The organism is Bradyrhizobium sp. SZCCHNR1098 (assembly GCF_032489375.1).
In the GTDB taxonomy this organism is placed as follows: Bacteria; Pseudomonadota; Alphaproteobacteria; order Rhizobiales; family Xanthobacteraceae; genus Bradyrhizobium.
This window is the reverse complement of the sequence record NZ_JAUEXY010000015.1, coordinates 126,605-145,188: the sequence shown is the minus strand read 5'-3', so window position 1 is coordinate 145,188 and position 18,584 is coordinate 126,605. Positions and strand designations below refer to the sequence as shown.

Below are 18,584 nucleotides of genomic sequence, written 5' to 3'. Positions count from 1 at the left end.
GACTGCGGATGCATCGGCCAAGCCCGATCTCCCTGGGACGGTTATTTAATACCGTCTCATATCCAAGATGATGGAGATCGGTCCGATGAAGCACCCTAAACTCCTGATGGCGGTCAGCGTCGCCGTCCTGGCTTCAGCCTCCCAGGTCTGGGCTCAGCAGAAGACGCTCTATGTCGCCGGCTATGGTGGCTCGTTCGAGAAGACCATCCGCGAGGAAGTGATCCCGCCGTTCGAGCAGGCCAACGGCGTCAAGGTCGAATACGTCGCCGGCAACTCCACCGACACACTCGCCAAGCTGCAGGCGCAGAAGGGCAATCAGCAGATCGACGTCGCCATCGTCGACGACGGTCCGATGTACCAGGCGATCCAGCTCGGCTTCTGCGACAAGGTCACCGGGCTGCCTGGCGATCTCCTCGATGTCGCGCGCTTCAAGGACGACAAGGCGGTCGCGATCGGTCTCGTCGCTACCGGCCTGATGTACAACAAAAAGGTGTTCGCCGAGAAAGGCTGGGCCGCGCCGACGTCGTGGAATGATCTCAAGGATCCGAAATACAAGCAGCTGCTCGTCATCCCGCCGATCAACAACACCTACGGCCTCAACGTCCTGCTGATGCTGGCCAAGATGAACGGCGGCAGCGAAGCGAACGTCGATGCCGGCTTCAAGATCTTCAAGACCGACATCAATCCGAACGTGCTGGCCTACGAGCCGTCGCCGGGCAAGATGACCGAGCTCTTCCAATCGGGCCAGGCCGTCATCGCCGTGTGGGGCAGCGGCCGTGTGCAGAGCTTCGCCAACACCGGCTTCCCGGTCGATTTCGTCTATCCGAAGGAAGGTGCCGTCAGCCTGCTGACGACGGCGTGTCCGATCGCCAAGACCTCGGTCTCGCCGCTGGCGTCGAGCTTCATCAAGCTGCTGCTCGATCCGAAGATCCAGCTCACGATGCTGAAGGAATATGGCTATGGCCCGGTGGTGAAGTCCGTGGTCGTGCCCGAGGGCGTCGGCGCGATGGCGCCGATCGGCGAGCGCGCCGCCAAGGTCTATGCGCCGGATTGGAGCGTGGTCAACGAGAAGCGCGAGGAATGGACCAAGCGCTGGAATCGCGAAGTCGAGCGCTAATCAGTCGTTTGTTGCGAACCTCTCTCGTCGACGGCGGTCTTCTCCCTCCCCCCTCGTGGGGGAGGGTCGGGGAGGGAGGGACCACACCAATGGTCTTCGGGCCGCCCCCACCCCCGGCCCCTCCCCGCAAGGGGGAGGGGAGTGCACCGTGCGCGCGGCGCCAGCATTCCTCGCCCATCTGGATCCAAAGCATGTCCTTCCTCGAGCTTGATCGCGTCGGCAAGTCCTTCGGCCCCAACACGGCGGTCGAGGAGTTCAGCCTCGGCGTCGCCAAGGGCGAGTTCATCTCGTTCCTGGGGCCGTCCGGCTGCGGCAAGACGACAACCTTGCAGATGATCGCGGGCTTCCTCGACCCGTCGCACGGCGCGATCCGGCTCGAGGGCAGGGATCTGGTCGCGATGCCGCCGGCGAAGCGCGGGCTCGGCATCGTGTTCCAGAGCTACGCGCTGTTTCCGCACATGACGGCGGCCGAGAACGTCGCCTTCGGCCTGGAGATGCGCAAGGTCGCGCGCAAGGATCGTGAGGAGCGCGTGCGCGCGGCGCTCGCGCTGGTCGGCCTCGCCGGCTATGAGGACCGTCATCCGCGCCGCATGTCCGGCGGCCAGCAGCAGCGCGTTGCGCTGGCGCGCGCGCTGGTGATCCAGCCGAGCGTGCTGCTGCTCGATGAGCCCCTGTCCAATCTCGATGCGCGCCTGCGCGAGGACATGCAGATCGAGCTGCGCCAGATCCAGCGCAATCTCGGCACCACGACCATCCTCGTCACCCATGATCAGATCGAGGCGATGTCGCTATCCGACCGCATCGTCGTGATGAGCAAGGGGAGGATCGAGCAGATCGGCACGCCGCAGCAGGTGTACGAGCAGCCGGCCTCCGCCTTCGTCGCGCAATTTCTCGGCAAGACCAACGAGTTTGCTGCGACCGTGGACCGCACCGGGGGGCAGGCCAGACTGGTCGCGGGATCTTGGAGTGCGCCGGCGCCGGCCGGCGTGGCCGGCTCCGTCGCCGTCAGCGTCCGGCCCGAGCGCATCAACTTCGGTGACGCCGGTCTTGCAGGGCGCGTCACGAGCCGCATCTTCCAGGGCAATCACTGGCTGTTCCAATGCGACACCGAATGCGGGCCCGCCATCGTGATCCGGCAGAATGACGGCCAGCCGCAGCCTGAGCAGGGCGCAGCGGTGCATCTCGTCTGGCAGGTCTCGGACATGAGCCTGCGCGCCGCGAAGGCTGCAGCATGAGCGCGACCATCGCGTCCAACTCGTCCGAGACGCGCGCCGGCCTTTCGCTGGCGCTGCCGGCCTTGATGCTGTTCCTGGGAGTCGTCGTGATCCCGTTGGCGATGACGGTGATGCTGTCGTTCCATGATTGGGGCCAGTACAAGGGCATCGAGCCAGTCTTCATCCTGAAGAACTGGATCGAGATCTTCGACGACCCCTACTACGCCGAGATGTTCTGGCGCACCTTCCGCGTCGCGGTGCTGGCGACCTTGATAACGGCGGTGTTCGGCGTGCCCGAGGCCTACATCCTCAACCGCATGCAGGGGCCGTGGAAGGGCCTCTTCCTGCTGGTGATCATCGGCCCGCTGCTGATCTCGGTGGTTGCGCGCACGCTCGGCTGGGCGCTCCTGTTCGGCGGCAACAACGGGCTCGCCAACAAGCTCCTGATGACATCAGGCCTGATCGATTCACCGGTCCGGTTCATGTTCACCGAAACCGGCATGGTGATCGCGCTGGCGCACGCGATGATGCCGTTCATGGTGCTCGCGGTATGGACCGCACTGCAGCGGCTCGATCCGCAGGTCGAGAATGCGGCGTTGTCGCTGGGTGCAAGCTCGCTGACGGTGGTCCGCCGCATCGTGCTGCCGCAGATCATGCCGGGCGTGCTGTCGGGCGCCATCATCGTATTCTCGCTGTCCGCCAGCGCCTTTGCGACGCCGGCGATCATCGGCGGCCGCAGGCTCAAGGTCGCCGCGACGCTCGCCTATGACGAATTCCTCAACACGTTGAACTGGCCGCTCGGCGCCGCGGTTGCCGTGCTGCTGCTGATCGCGCTCGTCCTGATCGTGGTCGGCTCCAATGCGCTGATCGAGCGCCGCTACCAGGAGATGTTCCGATGAGCAGGAACGGTCCTCTGGCGCTGATCTTCCATGCCGTCTTCGTCGTCTTCATGGTGGCGCCGATCGTCGTCGTGTGCTGGGTCGCGTTCACGCCGGAAGGCTTTCTGTCGATTCCGATCACGAGCTTCTCGCTGCGCTGGTTCAGGGCGCTCGCCGACTATCCGGAGTTCGTCCACGCCTTCGGCGTAAGCCTGTGGCTCGGCGCGCTGTCGTCGTGCGTGGCGCTGCTGTTCGCGGTGCCGGCGGCGCTCGCGATCAGCCGCTATCGCTTCCGCGGCCGTGACGCGCTGTCGGCGCTGTTCCTGTCGCCCTTGATGATCCCGCATGTGGTGCTCGGCATCGCCTTCCTGCGCTTCTTCACGTCGGTCGGCATCGGCGGCACGTTCGTGGCGCTGGTGATCGCCCATGTCGTCGTGGTGTTTCCGTTCGCGCTGCGGCTGACGCTTGCGGCCGCGACCGGCATGGACCGCTCGATCGAGATGGCCGCGATCTCGCTCGGCGCCGGCGGCTGGACGATGTTTCGCCGCGTCACCTTGCCCGCGATCCTGCCCGGCATCGTCAGCGGTTGGATGCTCGCCTTCATCCAGTCGTTCGACGATCTGACCATGACCGTGTTCCTGGCGACGCCCGGCACCGAGACCCTGCCGGTGCGCATGTTCCTCTACATCCAGGACAACATCGATCCGCTGGTGACATCGGTATCGGCCAGCGTCATCGCCATCACCATGACCGTCCTGATCCTGCTCGACCGCTTCTACGGGCTCGACCGCGTGCTCACCGCCAAAGGCGGCGACGCAGGACGATAGGAGACACTACGATGAGAGACTATGACGTCGCCGTCGTCGGCGGCGGCCTGCTCGGCTCTGCGATTGCCTGGGGGCTCGGCCGGCTCGGCCAGCGCGTCGCCGTGCTCGACGAGGGCGATATTGCCAAACGCGCCTCGCGCGCCAACTTCGCGCTGGTGTGGGTGCAGAGCAAGGGCCTGGGCATGCCGGCCTATACCGGCTGGACGGTGCGCGGCTCCAAGGCGTGGCCGAAGCTCGCCGAGGAGCTGAAGGCTCAGACCGGGCTCGACGTCGTGCTGCAGCAGAACGGCGGCTTTCACCTCACGCTGGGCGAGGCCGAGTACGAGCAGCGCACGCAACTCGTGGCGCGCATGCACAATCAGGTCGGCGCCGCCGACTACCAGATGGAGATGCTGCCGGCGGCAGAGGTGAAGAAGATGCTGCCGCTGATCGGCCCGGAGGTCTCCGGCGGCAGCTTCTGTCCCTATGATGGCCACGTGAATTCGCTGCGCACCTTCCGCGCCCTGCATGCCGGCATGAAGCAGTTCGGCGTCGACTATCTGCCGGAACGCGCGGTCGGCGCGATTGCCCGTGAGGGCGATGAGTTCAGGCTGACGACGGCGCAGGGCGAGGTACGCGCAGCGAAGGTGGTGCTCGCGGCAGGGAATGCCAACCAGACGCTGGCCCCCATGGTTGGACTGTCGGCGCCGATGGGCCCGACGCGCGGCCAGATCGTCGTGACCGAGCGCACGATGCCGTTCCTGCCGCATCCGCTGACCACGATCCGCCAGACCGACGAAGGCACGGTGATGATCGGCGACAGCAAGGAGGACGAGCTCGACGATCGCGTGCAGAACCATCCGATCAACGCTGTCATGGCCGATCGCGCCCAGCGCACCTTCCCGCATCTGGCGCGGCTCAACGTCGTCAGGAGCTGGACCGGCATCCGCGTGATGCCGAAGGACGGCTTCCCGATCTACGAGCAGTCGGAGAGCCACCCAGGCGCCTTCGTCGCCTGCTGCCATTCCGGCGTGACGCTCGCGGCGAACCACGCGTTCGACATCGCGCGCATGGTCAAGGACGGCGCGCTGGAGCCGGAGCTGGTCAGCGCATTCACAGCCAGGCGCTTCGACGGCGAAGCGGAAGCGGGCGGCAGTGGCTACTACTGATAGTGAGAGGCCCGGCACGGGCGCGGAGATGATGATGTTCAAGCGAGCAGAGGGTGACGCCAGGCGATCGGTGACGATCCATGTCGAAGGCAAGGCGATCGCCGCGCGCGAAGGCGACACGGTCTCGGCGGCGCTGCTTGCGTCGGGTCTCGACGTCAGGCGCTCGACCGCGGTCAGCGGCGCCAAGCGGCTGCCCTACTGCATGATGGGCGTGTGCTTCGATTGCCTGGTCACCATCGATGGCGTCGGCAATCGGCAGGGCTGCCTGGTCCCGGTCGCCGAGGGCATGCAAATCGAAATCCAGAAGGGCAAGCGGGAGATCGGCAAATGAGCGCGGCGCCGAAGCATGATCAATACGACGTCGTGGTGATCGGCGCTGGTCCGGCCGGGCTGGCCGCAGCGACCGCGACGGCCGGCGCCGGCCTGTCGACTTTGCTGCTGGACGAGAATGCTGGTCCCGGCGGGCAGGTCTGGCGCGCGATCAATTCGACGCCGGTGAAGAGTGAAGCGCTGCTCGGCACCGATTATTGGTCCGGGGCCGAGATCGCAAAGTCTGCCGAGACCAGCGGGGCCGAGATCATCCATCGGGCCACGGTGTGGAGCCTCGATCGCAAGCTCGAGCTCGGCGTCTCCGTCGGCGGCGGCTCGGCCTTCATCAAGGCCGGGCGGGTCATCATCGCGACCGGGGCGCAGGAGCGCCCGTTCCCGATTCCCGGCTGGACCCTGCCCGGCGTGATGACGGCGGGCGCGGCGCAGACGATGCTGAAATCGTCGGGGCTGGTGCCGGATTGTCCGACGGTGATCGCAGGGCAGGGACCGCTGCTTTGGCTGCTCGCCGCGCAGATCCTGCGGCTTGGCGGTCGCATCGACCGCGTGCTCGACACCACGCCGCGCGCGAACTACATCACAGCACTGCCGCACGCCTTCGCTTTCGTGACCTCGCCCTATTTTCTCAAGGGTCTGGCGATGATGCGCGAGGTGCGCGCGAAGGTGCCGGTCACCACGGGCGTGACGGAGCTCGCCGCCACCGGCAACGGCAAGCTCGACGCCGTCAGCTATGTCGCCGCGGGCGGCAAGCGCGAGACGCTGCCGGCCGAGCTGTTGTTCTTGCACCAGGGCGTGGTGCCGAACGTCAATCTGGCGATGGCCGCCGGCGTCGAGCATCGCTGGAATGAGCTGCAGCTGTGCTGGACGCCCGTGCTGGACGCCGGCGGCAACAGCTCGATTCCGGGCATCGCGATTGCCGGCGACGGTGCCGGCATCGGCGGTGCGCAGGCCGCGCTGTGGCGCGGACGCATCGCGGCAGCCAGCGCCATCAAGGCCCTTCGGCCCCAGGCAAAGGTTTTGGACTATTCAGCGCAGTTGAAACGCGCCGAGCGTGGCCGTGTCTTCCTCGACGTTGTATTCCAGCCGGCAGAACAGTTCCGTATCCCGCAAGGCGACACCATCGTGTGCCGATGTGAGGAGATCACCGCCAAGGACGTGCTCGACTCCGTCGCGATCGGGGCCACCGGACCGAACCAGCTCAAGGCCTATCGCCGCACCGGCATGGGGCCGTGCCAGGGCAGGCTGTGTGGCCTCACCGTCACCGAGCTGATGGCGCAGGCGCGCGACAAGAGCCCGCAGGAGATCGGCTACTACCGGCTGCGCGCGCCAGTGAAGCCGATCATGCTGTCCGAGCTCGCAGGCCTGCCGAAGACCGAAGAGGCCACCAAGGCCGTGGTGCGCGGATGACGGTGAAGAAGGATGCCATCATCGTGGGTGGCGGCATCCACGGCTGCTCGACCGCGCTGCATCTATGCCTGGCCGGGTTGAAGCCGGTGCTGATCGAGAAGGACTATGCCGGCCGCCACGCCTCCGGTGTCAACGCCGGCGGCGTGCGCCAGCTCGCGCGCGACGTCGCGGAGATTCCGCTGTCGATCCGCTCGATGGGCATCTGGGAGAACATCAGCGACCTGGTCGACGATGATTGCGGCTTCGAAAGCTTCGGCCAGGTGCTGGTCGCCGAGAACGACGCGGAGCTCGACGCCTGCCGTGCCCGCGTCGCCGATCTCAATGCGCGCGGCTTCAGCCATGAGGAGCTGATCGACGGCACGGAATTGCGCCGCCTCGTGCCGGCGGTGGCGGAGAGCTGTCCGGGCGGCGTGGTGTCGCGGCGGGACGGCGCGGCGCAGCCTGCGCGCACCACGACGGCGTTCCGCCGCAAGGCGGAGCAGCTCGGCGCGCTCATTCGCGAGGGCGTGGCCGCGACGAACATCCGCAAGGACGGCAAGCTCTGGCATGTCGACGTCGGCCCTGAGAGCTTTGCCGCGCCGGTGCTGGTCAATGCCGCCGGCGCCTGGGCAGGCCGCGTTGCAGAACAGTTCGGCGAGCCGGTCCCGGTCGAGACTATCGCGCCGATGCTGATGATCACGTCTCCCGTCGCGCACTTCATCGATCCCGTCGTCATCCTGCGCGGCCGCAAACTGTCATTCAAGCAGTTCCCCAACGGCACGGTGCTGATCGGCGGCGGGCACCTCGCCATCCCCTATCAGGATCGCAACGAGACCGTGCTCGACTGGCGCAAGCTATCGGAGAGCGCGCGCACCGTCGCGGAGCTGTTCGAGGTGATGCGCAGCGCGACCATCGTGCGTGCCTGGGCCGGCATCGAGGCGCGCATGCGCGACGACATTCCGGTGTTTGGACCGAGTGCGCGGCACGAGGGGCTGTATCACCAGTTCGGCTTCTCCGCGCACGGCTTCCAGCTCGGCCCCGGCGCCGGCGCGGTGATGGCCGAGCTCATCGTGCACGGCGGCACCCAGACGCGCATCGGCGATCTCAGCATTGCGCGCTTTCAGACTTCCACCCCTTCGTCAACGACATGAGGACATGATGACGATCACCCGCAAGATCCGCTCCGCCATTCATCACCGCATCGTCGAGGCCAACGGCTTCGTCTTCATCGGCGGCACCATCGCCGACGACACCTCGGTGTCGATGGGCGAGCAGACCCGTAATATTCTCGGCAAGATCGACGGCTTCCTGAAAGAGGCCGGCACCGACAAGTCACGCGTCGTCTCGGGCCAGATCTTCGTCACCGACCTGTCGAAGAAGAAGGAGATGGATGCGGCCTGGACCGAGTTCTTCGGCGACGATCTGCCGGTTCGCGCCACGGTCGGCGTCTCCGATCTCGGCGGCGGCGCGCTGATCGAGATCGTCATCACCGCCTTGAAGGGCTGAGCACAACGCCTCGGCTCGGAGAAATGTGATCGAGGGTGACGCGCGGACTCGCTCCGCGCGTCATTTGCTTTTAAGGGGATTTCGATCGAACATGGTATGACTGCAACGTCACGCGACGAAAGACGACCTCATGAGCGATGCCCGCACCGTTCCATCTCCTTCCGCCGGTCTCGCTGCCGTGTTCCGGCACATCGACGCCGAGAGGGAGCATTTTCTCACCCGCGTGATGGACTATGTGCGCCATCCCTCGATCAGCGCGCACAATGTCGGCATTGCCGAGGTGGCTGCGCTGCTGGTGAGGATGCTGCGGGAGATCGGCCTCGAGGCCGAGGCGGTGCCGACCGCGGGTCATCCGATGGTGCTGGGACGCTGGCACAACAAGCCGGGCGCGCCGACCGTGCTCCTCTACGGGCACTACGACGTGCAGCCGCCGGATCCGCTGGAGCTGTGGCTGAGTCCGCCGTTCGAGCCGACCATCCGCGACGGCCGCATCTATGCCCGCGGCATCGGCGACAACAAAGGGCAGCATTTCGCGCAGCTCATGGCGATCGAATCGCATCTCAAGGTTCACGGCGAGCTGCCGTGCAACGTCATCTTCCTGCTCGAAGGCGAGGAGGAAATCGGCAGCCCACGCATTGCCGAGTTTGTCGCCACGCATCGCGAGAAGTTGAAGGCCGATTTCGTGGTCACCGCCGACGGCCCGATGCATGCGTCGGGACGGCCGACCATGACCTATGGCGTCCGTGGCATGTGCTCGTTCGAGCTGCGCGCCAAGCACGCCATCCGCGACGTTCATTCCGGCAATCTCGGCGGCATCGTGCCGAATCCGATCTGGACCCTGGTGCATCTGCTTGCGACGATGAAGAATGCCGCCGGCGAGATCACCATCGACGGTCTCCACGACGCGATCGTGCCGCCAAGTGCGCTTGACGTCGCTGCGGTGAAGCGTTTGCCGCTCGATCTCGATGCCGCCAAGGCAAGCCTCGGTCTCAGCCGCCTCGATGCGCCGGCAGAACGCGGCTACTACGAGCGGCTGATGTTCCACCCGACGCTCACCATCAATGGCTTTCACGGCGGCTATGGCGGCCCCGGCAGCAAGACCGTCCTGCCGTGCGAGGCGGTCGTGAAATGCGACATCCGCCTGGTCGAAGCGATGACGCCGGGCGACGTGCTGGCCAAGGTCGAGGCCCATGTCAGGAAGCACGCGCCCGAGGTCGAGTTCATCCCCCGCGGCGGCATGCTGCCCTCGCGCGTGCCGCTCGATTCGCCCTATGGCGCAATCATCCGCGACGCGATTCGATTGGCACAGGGCGTCACGCCCCTCGAATTTCCGTGCACTGGCGGCAGTCTGCCGGACTACGTCTTCACCAAGATCCTCGGCGTCCCGGCCTTCGTCGTTCCCTATGCGAATGCCGACGAGGCCAATCACGCGCCGAACGAGAACATGACGATCGACTGCTTCTACAATGGCATTCGCACCGGTGCGGCACTGCTCGACCGCGTCGGCGCGCGCGAGCGCTGATGCCGGTGCAACGCCCATCACGATCTCGCGTGCAGTGCGGGAGGCGTCATCGAGCAGCCATGAACGGATGGCAAGCACACGCTGGTTCGTCGCGTTGCGGGCGAATCGGCCGCACGCGGCGAGATCGCGCATGGATTAACGCAGTTGATATCGCCTAGTCTCGGAAGAGATTAGTAAACGCCGCTTCAGGGCTCGGAGCTGCCACATGCACGACCCCGTTGACCAGCCGAGTGATTCGGTAAGTTCCGCTTCTCCTTGCGCGCGCGATCAGCGCAGCGCTCCGGAACATTCCGCCGCGGTTCCCGTGATCCAACTCGACCACGCGCCCGCAATCGATCCCGCGCCCAATGTCGATCAGGCTGCACAAAGCCTTGGCGCTCTTGGTCGGAAACGGTCCGATGGCGCGCATCTTGTCACACCGACCATGTGGCGCTGAGAACGATTCGTTCTCGGCGGCCATCGGACATGCGATGTCCGGCGACGAGTTCCTGAAGAACACCTTCGCCCAACAACGCATTCGAGAAATTTGAGATCGCCGCCTACACGTCGCTGCTCTCGCTGTGCCGTGCCGCCGGCCTCGAGGACGCCCGCGCGCCGCTCGAACAGTCGCTGCAGGAGGAGGAACGGAGAGCAGAGTGGGTCGACTCCGATGTCGAGAAGGTCACGCTGGAATTCGTTCGCCATGAGGAGCGTCAGACGGCGTGACCTGGCGGTATCTCGGTCAGGATAGGGAACCGTCAGCGCGATGACAACCTCCGGTATCATCCGGATACCCACGAATCTCCTGATCTAGTAAGTAAAACCTAGCCCTTCTTGGGGCGTTTCCTCCCTGGACTTGGGCCGCCTGCACCTTGTGTGTCGGCGGCCTCTTTCTTTCAGGGGGCGGGTCAGGTGCTGGCTCCGCAATCGGAGCCATGGGCGGTCGGTCCAGTCGCGCTCCTGGAAGCCGGCTTGAGCGGCCTCCGGCAATATTTCACCGCGATCGCGCGCGACCTGAGCCTCACCGCCGCGCGTGCTGCCAGCGCAGCAGCCGGCTCTCGGCCGCGGCCATCGCGAGCGCGGTCGTGTAGCCGATGATTCCGAGCAGCATCACGCCGGCAAACAGATCCGCCGAGCGGAACGAGCGCGCCGACAGCAGCACCCATTGGCCGAGGCCGTCGAGGCCGGCGAGCATCTCGCAGACGACGGCGAGGATCAGCGCGACCGTGAGGCTCAGCCGCATGCCGGCGAGGATGTCGGGTGCCGCCGATGGCAGCGCGATCTTGAAGATCACGGCGAGCCGCGACATGTGCAGCACCCGCGCCACTTCATAGAGTCGCGGCTCGACCGCGGCGAAGCCGTGGATCGTCCCGAGCAGCAGCGGCCACAGCGAGCCGAACGCGATCACGAACAGCGCCATGCCCTGGCTCAGTCCAAGAACGGCGATGGCGACAGGAATGATCGCTGAGACCGGCAGCGGCCGCAGCAGCTCCAGGGTCGGTGCGACGTAGATGCGCATCGCCTTCGAGGAGCCGATCATGGCGCCGAGCGCGATGCCGGCGGCGGAGGCGAGCAGCCAGCCATAGGCCATATGCGTGAGGGTGCCCGTGAGCTTGGTCAGGAGATCGCCGCTGGTGAAGCCGCGCAGCAGCGCCGCCCAGGCGCGGTCGGGGCTGGGAAGAAACACCGGTGATATCAGCCGCTGATCGGCGGCGAACTGCCACAGCACGATGATGCCGGCGGCGACGGCGAAGCTGGCGAGGCGCCAGGCGGCGACCGACCACTTCATGCGGGGTCTCCCATCGCGGCCGCGCGCCCGAACAAGCTCTGTTGTGCAGCGATCAGCGCGGTATTGAGCGCAAACCCGGTCACGCCGATCCATACCAGATAGGCCAGCATCAGATCGGGCCGCAACGCCTGCTGCGCGGTCATGATGCCGGCGCCGAGGCCGAGCGGATTGATGGCGATCTCGACCGTGACGGCGACGATCAGCGCGATGCCGGCGGCGAGGCGGAACGCAAGGAAGATGCGGGGCAGGGCGGCGGGGATGACGATCTTCCTGATGCGATCGCGCTGCGTCAGCCGCAGCACGCGCGCCACCTCGATCAGCCGCGGCTCGATGCCGCCCACCGCGGCACGCGTCACGATCAGCACCGGCCAGACGCAGGCAAAGGCGACGATCGCGATCTCCATGCGATAGCCGAAGCCGAGCGCGATCAGCGCGATCGGCAGCAGCGCCACTGAAGGAATGGGCCTGATCGCCTCGATCGTGACCTCCATCAGCCGGTTGAAGATAGGCGACAGGCCGAGCGCGATGCCCAGCACGAGGCCGATGGTGCCGCCGAGCGCGAGGCCGGCGAACACCGAGGCGAGCGTGTCGCGCGTCGCCGCGAGCAGCGAGCCGTCGGTCAGCGCGCCCAGCAATGCGAGTGCGATCGCGCTCGGCGGCGCTAGCGAGTCGCTCTGCACGCCGGCGAGCCGCATCCAGGCCTCGAACACGAGCAGCGCTGCGAACGGCAGCAGGGCGGGCTTGATGCGATCCGGCATCGTCATTCGCTCGCCTTGATGAAGTCGAACAGCTCGCGCCGCAGCCGCAGGAACTCCGGATGCTCGCGCGTCGCCAACTGGTCGCGCGGCCGCGGCAGGTCGATCTGCATCGTGAGGCCGACGCGGCCGGGATACGGCAGCAGGCCGACCACGCGGTCGCCGAGATAGATCGCTTCCTCCAGATCATGCGTGACGAACACGACGGTGGCGCCGGTCGCCGCCACCAGCGCCAGCATCTCGTCCTGCAGCCCCTGTCGCGTCATCGCGTCCAGCGCGCCGAACGGCTCATCCATCAGCAGCACCTTCGGATCCTGCGCGAGACAGCGCGCGATCTGCAGCCGCTGCTGCATGCCGCCCGACATCTCCGTCGGATATTTGGCCGCATGGCCGGCCAGCCCGACCTTGGCGAGCAACTCGGCGATGCGTGTCTCGCGCTTGATGGCGGGCATGCCGATCGTCTCCAGCGCCAGCGAGATGTTGCCGGCAGCGGTGCGCCAGGGCAGCAGCGCCTTGCCATAGTCCTGGAACACGACCGCGATCTCGCGCCGCGGCGCGCGCATCGCCTCGCCCTCGAAACGCACCGTGCCGCCGCTCGGCTGATAGAGGCCGGCGGCGAGCCGCAGCGCCGTGGTCTTGCCGCAGCCGGAGGCGCCGACCACGCACAGGATCTCGCCAGCTGCGACCTCCAGGCTGATCGTGTCGATGATCGTCTTGCCGCCGAGCACCAGCGCGACATCGTCGAAGGCGATCTGCGCGCGCACAGGCGAGGGAGATGATTGCACCAATGCGAGGGCAGGCTCTGCCATCTCAGGATCCCTTCGGATGCGGATAGACGATATCGACGGTCGAGCGCAGATGTGCCTCAAGCCGCGCTTGGGCCGCGGCGGCATTGCGCGCGATCACGAGGTCGGCGAGCGTCTCGTGCTCTTTGATGAAGCCGCTGCCATCCTCGAAGCTGCGCATCATGACGCGGCGGTAGCGATAGGCCTGGTCGTAGAGATCCGAATGAGCGGCGAGCAGGCGCCGTGATCCGCAGGCCCCCAGCAGCGCGGTGTGAAACGCCTTGTGCAAGCGATCGAACTCCGGAGCGCCTTCGCGGAACTCGCTCTGCATGCGCTGGATGTAGCGGCGCATCTGATGCAGCGCGGCGATGATGCCGGCCTCCCATTGGTCGTCGCCGCTCTGCATCGCCAGCCGCAGGGCCTCTTTTTCCACGACAGTGCGCATGCGCGTGATGTCAACGAGATCGTCGCGGCTGACCTCGGCCACGCGAAAGCCGCGCTGGCCGATGCCGACGATCAGGCCGCGCGACACCAGCCGGGACAGCCCTTCCCGGACCGGCGTCGGCCCGATCTCGTAGCGCTTGGCAAGCTCGACGATCCCAAGCCGCGAGCCGGGGGCGAGGACGCCGGCGACGATGTCGCGCTCGATCAGCGCGGCGGCGCGCTCGCTGAGCGTGTCGCTGCTCGGCGGCTCGGTCTGCGGGATCGGGTGTGGTGCCGTCATCAGTCGAGGATCAGCTTCTTGAGATCGAGCTTGCTCTGCAGCATCTTCTGCGCGGACATCACGTCGATCCACCAACCAAGCTGCTCGGGTTTCAGGACCGGCTCGGCGTAGTTGGGCGTCGTCAGCTTGACCAGCTCTAGCGGCTGCTTGGTGAACTTGGCGATCGCGGCCGAGGCCTTCTCCCGGTCGCTGTTGACGACCGGCGCCGCCTCGGCGATGGCCGCGCGGAATTTCCTGACGGTCTCCGGGTTCTTCTCCGCCCATTCGCGCGAGGCCGCATAGAAGATGATCGGCTCGGTGCGGGCGAGCTCGGCCGCGTAGTGCGCGCCCACCGTGCCGAGATTGGCATTGGTCATGCGCATCACGAAAGGCTCCGCCGTCAGCACCGCATCGACGCCTCCCGACTTGATGGTGTCGGCCATGGTCGGGAACGTCACTTCGACGAAGTTGACGCTCTTCGGATCGACGCCCTTCTCGACCAGCCATTTCACGAACAGCACCTGAAGGAACGCGCCGATGCCGGGGGCGCCGACCTTCTTGCCCTTGAAGTCCTGCGGCCCAGTGATGGTGATGCCGTTGCGCACGAAGGCGGCGACCGCATCGTTCGAGGTCTTGGTCATGATCGAGGCGCCGGAGACGGCGACCAGGTCGAGGCCGCCATCGGCCGCCTGGAGGAACACCGTCGAGGTCGGTCCGCCGATCTGGATCGAATTGGAGAGGATGGCCGCGGGGATGTTCGAGTTGATCCCGATCAGCACCATCTCGGCGTCCAGGCCGTGCTTCCTGAAGATGCCTTCGTCGACCGCGACCATCGCCGAGGCGCAGTCCGAGGTGGCGGTGCAGCCGATCTGGATCTTCTCGGCGCGTGTCGCAGATGTGAGCACAAGCGTGGCCAGCACCGATCCGAGCGCAGCACTGATGATCCGATGACGCATCCTTGACTCCTCCCGCGGGCGTCCCTCTCTCGGACGCCTCTTGTTTATCGATATTTTCTATGTTTGTATATTTTTAGATAGAACACAAGGGGAGGCCAGCGTGAAACTTGCGACATTTCGAGCGGAAGGCGGGGAGCGCATCGGCGTCGTCCATGGCGGCGATTCCAAGCTTTTCGATCTCACCGCGGCCGCCGATCGCGCTGGCAAGAGCAATCCGGCGTTCGGCTCGATGCTGTCGTTGATCGATGCCGGCGAAGCTGCGCTCGACGCAGCACGCGCGCTGGTCGAGCGCCATGGCAGCGACGAAAGCCTCTCGCGCGACGTCGGCGGCACCGAGCTGCTGGCCCCGGTGCCGGAGCCGCGGCAGATGCGCGACGGCATGTCATTTCCGCTGCACATCCTGCAGGCGCCGCGCGGCCAGCGAAAGCTCGCGGCGCGGCAGCGCGGCGACGCGGAGGAGCTCGCGCGCATCGATGCCGAGCCGCTCGGCGAATTGCCCGAGGTCTATCGCAAGGTCCCGATCTTCTACATCACCAACCGCTTCAGCGTGCGTGGCCCCAACACGACGGTGAAATGGCCGCGCTACAGCAAGGTGATGGACTATGAGCTGGAGTTCGGCATCATCACCAGGGGCAAGGGCAAGGATATTCCGGCCGCGAAGGCGCGCGATCACATCTTCGGCTTCACGATCTTCAACGACTTTTCCGCGCGCGATACCCAGCGCATCGAGATGGACGGCCGGCTCGGTCCCTCCAAAGGCAAGAGCTTTGACGGCGGCAACGTGATGGGGCCGTGGATCGTGACCCCCGACGAGATCGGCGATCCCTATCGCCTGAAGATGGAGGCGCGGGTCAACGGCGAAGTCCGCTCGCGCGGCGTCAGCGAGGGCATGCTGTTTTCGTTCGAGGAGCTGATCGCCTATATCAGCAAGGACGAGACCCTGATGCCCGGCGAGTTCATCGGCTCGGGCACGGTCGGCAATGGCTGCGGTCTCGAGCTCGGCTGGTATCTCGAGCATGGCGACGTGATCGAGCTCGAGGTCGAGAAGATCGGCGTCCTGAAGAACAAGGTCGAGCGGCAGGACGTCTGATCCTGCTGCCGACGACAATAACCAAGAACGATGACAAGAGAGGACCGCCCATGGCCCGCAAGCTGATCGACATCTCCGTGCCCTTGCAGAACGACGTGCCCGCCGATCCGCCCGGCAATCATCCGACCATCACCTATATCGACCATCAGCAGGGCCTGCCGCGCATGCTGCAGTTCTTCGACGGGCTGAAAGCCGAGGATCTGCCGGACGGGCAGGGCTGGGCGGTCGAGCAGGTCAATCTGTCGACCCACAACGGCACGCATCTCGATGCGCCCTGGCACTTTCATCCGACGATGAACCGCGGCGAGCGCGCCTGGACCATCGACGAGGTGCCGCTGGAATGGTGCCTGCAGCCGGGCGTGAAGCTCGACTTCCGTCGTTTCCCGGACGGCTATGTGGTGACCGCGAGGGATGTCGAGGATGAGCTCAAGCGCATCGGCCACACGCTGTCGCCGCTCGAGATCGTCGTCGTCAATACCTCGGCCGGCGCGCGCTTCGGCCAGGCCAACTACGTCAACTCCGGCTGCGGCATGGGCTATGAGGCGACGATGTATCTGCTTGAGCGCGGCGTGCGCCTGACCGGTACCGACGGCTGGAGCTGGGACGCGCCGTTCGTGTTCACCGCGCAGAAATACGCCGAGACCCACGATGCCGCGCTGATCTGGGAAGGCCACAAGGCCGGCCGCCACATCGGCTATTGCCATCTGGAGAAGCTGCACAATCTGGAGCAACTGCCGTCGACGGGGTTCATGGTGTCGTGTTTCCCGGTCAAGATCGAGCGCGCCTCGGCCGGATGGACGCGGGCGGTGGCGATCATCGAGGGGTAGGGCGCCTAATCTCCGATTGAAGTCACGACATGGGTTCTGGCGCGTTTGATCTTCGCGTCATTCCGGGGCGGCGCGCGCCAGCGCGACGAGCCCGGAATCCATCGAGCCGCGCGACGTGCTGAAGGATGGATTCCGGGTTCGCGCTGCGCGCGCCCCGGAATGACCGAGGAGAGGACTCGGCAAAGCCAAAGAGGGAGCTCGTCGCGCGTCGTGGTGACAGTTGCGAGCCGACCTTGACTGCAAAATCAAGCCGCTCTCTCTCATCTCGCTTTAGCAACTACACGCCAGCATGACCTCGTTCCGCCGTAGCATCGGCAGGGTCCAGGGCGGATTGTAGAACGCGAGCAGCGGCGATCCGGTGACGGTCAGCCCCTTGCGCTGCGCGTAGTCACGCAGTTGGTGAGTTTTGTCAGCGATGATGCCGTCGGAGGTGGAGCCCGAAAAGGTGATCGCGACCATGCGCTGCGCAGACTGGGCCGTCAGCTTGATCCGGGCATCGGCCGGCGGCGGCAGAGTGTCGAGCGACCAGTTCGAGGGCATCACGAAGCTGATGCTCCAGCGGTCGCTGGCGACGCCATCGGCGGGCGCGATGGTGGCGCTGGCCTGCTGCTGCACCGGCGCGGTCATGGCGATCTTCGCCTTCGCACGGTTGGCGCCGAAAATGTAGCCGGCGATGATGCGAAAGCCTTCCTCGATCGCCGGCTTGCGCGCGCCCTGCACCTCGGCCTGCACGATGATCATCGGCGCATAGGCGCGGATTTCGAAGTCGCCATCGCGTGAAACGACGTCGTATCTGGCATGTTCGACCCGGCTCATAAGCGGCCCTGCGGCAATGGCGGCACCGGCGAGGACAAGCACGGTGGCGCCTGCGAGCCAGATCAGCATGCGGCGTCTCCTCGGTGGTGTCGTCTCGGTCATGGCGGTTGCGCCGTCAGGTTTGAATAACGAGGAAACGCGAGCGAAGGTCCGGCAGATCACGTGCCGGGTGCCCGCCTGCGGTCGTCCTTCGCGACGCCCGACTGTAGCGTAGCCCGGATGAGCGCAGCGATATCCGGGATCGCACGAGGCGTAGGGACCCCCGGATGTCGCTGCGCTCATCCGAGCTACGCGCGTGCTGATGGCGGTGCGTGCCCGTCGGGCGACTCGGGCTCGGGCGCGACAAGAAGCGCCGCCCCGCAACCCCTCTCATGATCCAGATCGTGCCTGCGCCGAAAACGAAAATTCCGCAGCGCGCTCAGCGCGATCACCTCTGTCCAGATCTCGGCGCAAAAATTTCCCACTTTCGTTTTATCGGAAGGTATGCTCTCCTCCCTCCATCCCGCCTCATTCAGAGGGGCGTACGCGTCGTCACGATACGTTGAGGCGGGGAGCGGTGGCCGCGGGTCTGTCAGGCGCTTTTGCGCAAGACGACTGTCAGCTCGCGGACGTTCAAGCCGTGTGGTCCTGGCGCCCCGATGCTGGCGCCAAGCCTGTTGCCGACCTGACGGGTTGCGCAGGTGACGGGGGCAAACAAGCCGGTCCCCGGGGAGAGCTCGGAGCAGACGTTCACCCATCGCGCAGGGAAGGCCGGGTCTGTCCGGCTGAACCTGTGGTTCCTGCCGCCTGCATTTTTTCCGCAGGCGGGCCACGGGCCTCAGTCGAGGTCCGGCCTTCCCTGCGCCCTCGCGTTTCCGGCGAGGGTCTTGAGCATCGCTTCGGGCGCGTGTTGCGCTGCGAGAGCGACGGCGCGTGCGCGCATGGTGGCGCTGGCATACTGGATATGCTTATCAGTTGAG

The 18,584-nt window shown here is 66.0% G+C and carries 20 protein-coding genes; 14 read left to right on the top strand and 6 right to left on the bottom strand.

Going from position 1 to position 18,584, the window contains the following annotated elements; all coding sequences use genetic code 11:
• Positions 1 to 85 precede the first annotated feature (85 nt).
• From QX135_RS27640 to QX135_RS27585, 12 genes are all read left to right on the top strand, one after another.
• Complete coding sequence (locus tag QX135_RS27640) at positions 86 to 1,117, top strand: ABC transporter substrate-binding protein (RefSeq protein WP_315736972.1); 1,032 nt, start codon at positions 86 to 88, stop codon at positions 1,115 to 1,117.
• A gap of 191 nt (positions 1,118 to 1,308) precedes the next feature.
• On the top strand, positions 1,309 to 2,352 hold the full coding sequence (locus QX135_RS27635; protein ID WP_316178731.1) for an ABC transporter ATP-binding protein: 1,044 nt from the start codon (positions 1,309 to 1,311) through the stop codon (positions 2,350 to 2,352).
• The gene (locus QX135_RS27630; protein ID WP_315736974.1) at positions 2,349 to 3,230 is read left to right on the top strand and encodes an ABC transporter permease; all 882 of its coding nucleotides are present in this window, start codon (positions 2,349 to 2,351) and stop codon (positions 3,228 to 3,230) included. Before QX135_RS27635 ends, QX135_RS27630 begins: the two co-directional genes overlap by 4 nt.
• Positions 3,227 to 4,036 (top strand): ABC transporter permease, encoded by an 810-nt coding sequence (locus QX135_RS27625; RefSeq protein ID WP_316178733.1) that lies wholly within the window; start codon positions 3,227 to 3,229, stop codon positions 4,034 to 4,036. The genes QX135_RS27630 and QX135_RS27625 overlap by 4 nt, the downstream gene beginning before the upstream one ends.
• Positions 4,037 to 4,047: 11 nt before the next feature.
• Positions 4,048 to 5,184, top strand: coding sequence for an FAD-dependent oxidoreductase (locus QX135_RS27620; RefSeq protein ID WP_316178735.1), 1,137 nt, complete (start codon positions 4,048 to 4,050; stop codon positions 5,182 to 5,184).
• Positions 5,185 to 5,218: 34 nt separating this feature from the next.
• On the top strand, positions 5,219 to 5,515 hold the full coding sequence (locus QX135_RS27615) for a (2Fe-2S)-binding protein (RefSeq protein WP_315736978.1): 297 nt from the start codon (positions 5,219 to 5,221) through the stop codon (positions 5,513 to 5,515).
• Positions 5,512 to 6,918, top strand: coding sequence for an NAD(P)/FAD-dependent oxidoreductase (locus QX135_RS27610; protein ID WP_316178737.1), 1,407 nt, complete (start codon positions 5,512 to 5,514; stop codon positions 6,916 to 6,918). Before QX135_RS27615 ends, QX135_RS27610 begins: the two co-directional genes overlap by 4 nt.
• A complete protein-coding gene (locus QX135_RS27605) occupies positions 6,915 to 8,048 on the top strand; it encodes an FAD-dependent oxidoreductase (RefSeq protein WP_315736982.1) in 1,134 nt (377 codons plus the stop codon). The genes QX135_RS27610 and QX135_RS27605 overlap by 4 nt, the downstream gene beginning before the upstream one ends.
• Before the next feature lie 7 nt (positions 8,049 to 8,055).
• On the top strand, positions 8,056 to 8,403 hold the full coding sequence (locus QX135_RS27600) for a RidA family protein (RefSeq protein WP_315737085.1): 348 nt from the start codon (positions 8,056 to 8,058) through the stop codon (positions 8,401 to 8,403).
• 130 nt (positions 8,404 to 8,533) lie between these two features.
• On the top strand, positions 8,534 to 9,925 hold the full coding sequence (locus QX135_RS27595; protein WP_315778603.1) for a M20/M25/M40 family metallo-hydrolase: 1,392 nt from the start codon (positions 8,534 to 8,536) through the stop codon (positions 9,923 to 9,925).
• Between the two features lie 347 nt (positions 9,926 to 10,272).
• Positions 10,273 to 10,455, top strand: coding sequence for a hypothetical protein (locus QX135_RS27590; RefSeq protein WP_315771621.1), 183 nt, complete (start codon positions 10,273 to 10,275; stop codon positions 10,453 to 10,455).
• Between the two features lies 1 nt (position 10,456).
• On the top strand, positions 10,457 to 10,630 hold the full coding sequence (locus tag QX135_RS27585) for a DUF892 family protein (protein ID WP_315771718.1): 174 nt from the start codon (positions 10,457 to 10,459) through the stop codon (positions 10,628 to 10,630).
• 295 nt (positions 10,631 to 10,925) lie between these two features.
• Here the strand turns inward: QX135_RS27585 and QX135_RS27580 are convergent, their stop codons facing one another.
• Genes QX135_RS27580 through QX135_RS27560 form a run of 5 tightly spaced genes read right to left on the bottom strand, consistent with a single transcriptional unit; the run spans position 10,926 to position 14,892 of the window.
• Complete coding sequence (locus QX135_RS27580) at positions 10,926 to 11,693, bottom strand: ABC transporter permease (protein ID WP_315713245.1); 768 nt, start codon at positions 11,691 to 11,693, stop codon at positions 10,926 to 10,928.
• Positions 11,690 to 12,457 carry an ABC transporter permease gene (locus QX135_RS27575; RefSeq protein WP_315771619.1) on the bottom strand — a complete coding sequence of 256 codons (768 nt, stop codon included), beginning with the start codon at positions 12,455 to 12,457 and terminating at the stop codon, positions 11,690 to 11,692. The genes QX135_RS27580 and QX135_RS27575 overlap by 4 nt, the downstream gene beginning before the upstream one ends.
• A complete protein-coding gene (locus tag QX135_RS27570) occupies positions 12,454 to 13,257 on the bottom strand; it encodes an ABC transporter ATP-binding protein (protein WP_315771616.1) in 804 nt (267 codons plus the stop codon). The genes QX135_RS27575 and QX135_RS27570 overlap by 4 nt, the downstream gene beginning before the upstream one ends.
• 1 nt (position 13,258) lies before the next feature.
• Entirely contained in the window at positions 13,259 to 13,957 is a 699-nt protein-coding gene (locus QX135_RS27565) for a GntR family transcriptional regulator (RefSeq protein ID WP_315771614.1), read from the bottom strand.
• On the bottom strand, positions 13,957 to 14,892 hold the full coding sequence (locus QX135_RS27560) for an ABC transporter substrate-binding protein (RefSeq protein ID WP_315771612.1): 936 nt from the start codon (positions 14,890 to 14,892) through the stop codon (positions 13,957 to 13,959). The genes QX135_RS27565 and QX135_RS27560 overlap by 1 nt, the downstream gene beginning before the upstream one ends.
• A gap of 100 nt (positions 14,893 to 14,992) precedes the next feature.
• On the opposite strand from QX135_RS27560, the gene QX135_RS27555 reads away from it, so the two are divergent.
• Together QX135_RS27555 and QX135_RS27550 are read left to right on the top strand one after the other, a co-directional pair.
• On the top strand, positions 14,993 to 15,982 hold the full coding sequence (locus tag QX135_RS27555; protein WP_316178742.1) for a fumarylacetoacetate hydrolase family protein: 990 nt from the start codon (positions 14,993 to 14,995) through the stop codon (positions 15,980 to 15,982).
• Positions 15,983 to 16,032: 50 nt separating this feature from the next.
• Positions 16,033 to 16,809, top strand: coding sequence for a cyclase family protein (locus QX135_RS27550; RefSeq protein WP_316178744.1), 777 nt, complete (start codon positions 16,033 to 16,035; stop codon positions 16,807 to 16,809).
• 270 nt (positions 16,810 to 17,079) lie between these two features.
• Here the strand turns inward: QX135_RS27550 and QX135_RS27545 are convergent, their stop codons facing one another.
• Positions 17,080 to 17,694, bottom strand: coding sequence for a heme-binding protein (locus QX135_RS27545; protein ID WP_316178746.1), 615 nt, complete (start codon positions 17,692 to 17,694; stop codon positions 17,080 to 17,082).
• Positions 17,695 to 18,584 lie beyond the last annotated feature (890 nt).